We start from the raw sequence: 3,003 nt of genomic DNA on the forward strand, positions 1-3,003 counted from the left end.
ACAGCCGCCACACGCGGCCGGTTCGTGGACCACGATCTCGTCGGGATCAGCGACCATCGCCAGGGTCGACCCTCGTGCCCGGCCTGGCCGCCCGGCTTACGTCCGGACCTGCGGCGCAACGACTTCGGCGCGGGTTTCACGAACGGCGAGTCCGACGACGGCAGTTTCGACGAGTCCTGTGAGTTCATCCTCAGCCGCCGCTTCAACTCGACGACCTCGGCTTCCAACGCCGTGATCTGGGTGTCTTTCCCAGCGATCACGACCCGGTGCTCGGCCTCGATCGTGTCGAGCCGGGCACTGAGCCGGATCAGCTGCGCGGCCAGTTCCTCAGGCGTCGGCAGCGGGTCATCGGGCACCGCAACAGGATTCACTACCGAAGCGGTGTTGTCACGCCGACGCGGTGACCAGCAACGATCCACCGACCTGACCAGTTGCCCGGATTTTACAATGACCGAACCCAGCCGTTGCGCTCCAGCTTCGAGATTCCTTTACGGACATGACTCTCGCCAGATCCTCCTTCAAACCATACTGACCAGTATTGCCCTAGTTGCAAAGTTAGTGTGCCATTCATACGTGAGATTCGAACCCCGATGGGTGGTTCCAGGAATACGTCCTGAGGGCCGTACCCCCAGAGCTCCTCCCCGACAGAAGTAACTTTCAACGACACCTTCGCAACATTGCGATTAACAGTCACCTCCGAGGGCCCTGCCGTCATTCTTGGGATGACAGCCATAGACGACCGCACCTCCATCACATACCATCCCAGCGAGTACCCATCGATATTCACACATTCTGAATCAACCGAGTCTATACACGTGTCCACTACTTCGCGCCGCAGTTCTCCATCTACGAATGTTACTTTCGGTGAGTACGAAGGGTTTCTGGTTAGCCCGGGTAGAGACGCGGAGGTAACAAACATTCCCGTCGGCGGGTGGGCATCCTCTACGGATAATGGGTATTCAAACTCGTCCCAGTAGGAATAGAGAATCTCAAACGAAAGAGGGCGACAATACTCGCCGAGAGCATCATAGAGAGCATCGAGAGCGATGCGGCGAGCAGCCGAGTTCGATTCCTCCACCCCTTCTTCGAGCACCCGCGACATGATGATCTCTCGTCCGGGATATTCCACAAGATCGATAATAGGCTCATTCGAACTAATCGACATTCGTCACCCTCATCCACTTAGAATTGATGTTGACAATCTCGGTCAGCACAAGTCCCGTCTGGGAGTCAACAACCGTAATTCGATCAAGGTATCCGGCGTTTTCAGGCTTCGGAGGCTTGGCGTTTAGATTATCAAGCAGCTCTGAGAATATATTCTTAGTCCTGATCACCTCTCCCGTCGGACGCTTGAAAACAATGTTCCCATCGGGGCTGAACTCCGTTATCTGCCCCTTCCTGTTCCAGGTGACTTCACCAACGCGGGCATATATTACCACCTCAAGAGGGCGACTCATCGGATCGCGAAGGACATCGCGCTTTTGTGCTTTATCGGATCCGTGCCTGATTCCGTCTGTCAGATCTGCAGCGCCCCGTATTTCTTTTTGAACCGTAGTCACTTCGACTCGAATAGGACGCGCACCGGACGCAGGGAAGAGTAGGAGGTCGAATTCGGCGACGGGATTTATCGGAACTCTACCATCCGGACCAAGTTCAAGGGCGGTTCGGATTCTCATTGTCGGATCCTGGTCCAGGATTCTTGCGACTTCCCTGAGCTCGTTCAGTGCCTGCGCAAATTCTGGGTCAGCCTTTTGTGAGTGCATGTGGAGCCAACCATCTAGATCAGTGACCTTACCGAGGTGCCGGCCGAGGACTGATTCAGCCGCAGCCCGTCGCGCACCGGCATTCGAGGCAGTGTGCCCGTCCGAATCTCCCTTGGAATTGGAACCTCCCGCCGGCCCACTTTCTGATGCGAATATGTCCGGCCGCCTGGGTTCGCTGGCGGGAACGCCGCGAAACCCCTCCGCAGGTACAGCCTGGGGTGCAAGGCGATCGACCCAGTTTGTTATGACCTCGCCCAATAGATCGAGAGTTTTGACCGGTTGATTGCCCCAGTCGTGTATTCGATCTACCTGCTCACGTCCGTATCTGGCTGCCCTGGATGCAAATCCACTCGCCATCGCCAGTGCCGACTTCGAGTGTACGCTCATATAGTTGGTTGGCCGCCCGCGGAAGCCGGAGGAAATCTCGAGTAGTCCAGTAGCCCCGAGCCTTGTACGCGGTCGGATACCTACGCTTCTGAAGAGGATCAACCCGCCAACCGTAGCGGCACCGAATTCGAAAACAGAACCGACTGTGTCGTCTTTCCACTGCTTGAGCGGAATTCCGGTGAGGTCTTTGACCAGCTCATCTTCGCGGTCGGGCGGCTGGTAGGTTGTGGATCCGCGAACGAAGTCTGATCCGCGTAGCGCATCGTAGCCCGTCATTGCCGCGTATTTGGGGAGCGCGAGGTAGAACATGGCAGCACCCTTGGCGAGGCCGACCGCTGCCGTTCCCGCGTTTGCGAACCTGTTCGGGGCGTCGTAGGTTACGTGGAATGTTCCGTATTGGTCGACCCGGACTGACGACATACCTCGAACGCCGTCCTGCATCATATGAAATGGGGCACCAACGGTATCGTAAATAACAGATCCGAGGCCGGATAGTCCGCGCTTCGTCCCATCCCATGCACGCACATCCCAAGGTTGCACAGGTGCGGGAATTTCGTTCTTCCAGACTTCTTTCCCACTCGCATCGAAATGAACGGTTATCCTGCCCGATTGCACTGTCTGTGAACCATTGGGGAAAATTGTGTCCAGACGGGGCCGACCGTCTTTGTCGAGGGAGAAATCGGTGATCACACCGAGGTGGTTCATGCGGTATGTATGGCCGTTTTGAACCCGGAACCAAGACTGGTTTCCGTCCTTGTCCGGCTCCCCTTCCCAATGGTTGCCGAGTTCATCGATCATCCACCCGGAACGGTTCGCGAACATCTGGCCGGTGAATTTGGACTCGAGTTGACCC

General features: G+C 56.7%; 2 protein-coding genes. Both read right to left on the reverse strand.

Going from position 1 to position 3,003, the window contains the following annotated elements; translation table 11 throughout:
- The coding region (locus ACFWPJ_RS29170; RefSeq protein WP_378856168.1) for a DUF6444 domain-containing protein at positions 1–356 on the reverse strand (356 nt) is incomplete at its 3' end.
- Between the two features lie 798 nt (positions 357–1,154).
- On the reverse strand, positions 1,155–3,003 hold a 1,849-nt coding region (locus ACFWPJ_RS29175; RefSeq protein ID WP_378856170.1), incomplete at its 5' end, for a hypothetical protein.

This window comes from Nocardia sp. NPDC058497, from assembly GCF_042720195.1.
In the GTDB taxonomy this organism is placed as follows: Bacteria; Actinomycetota; Actinomycetes; order Mycobacteriales; family Mycobacteriaceae; genus Nocardia.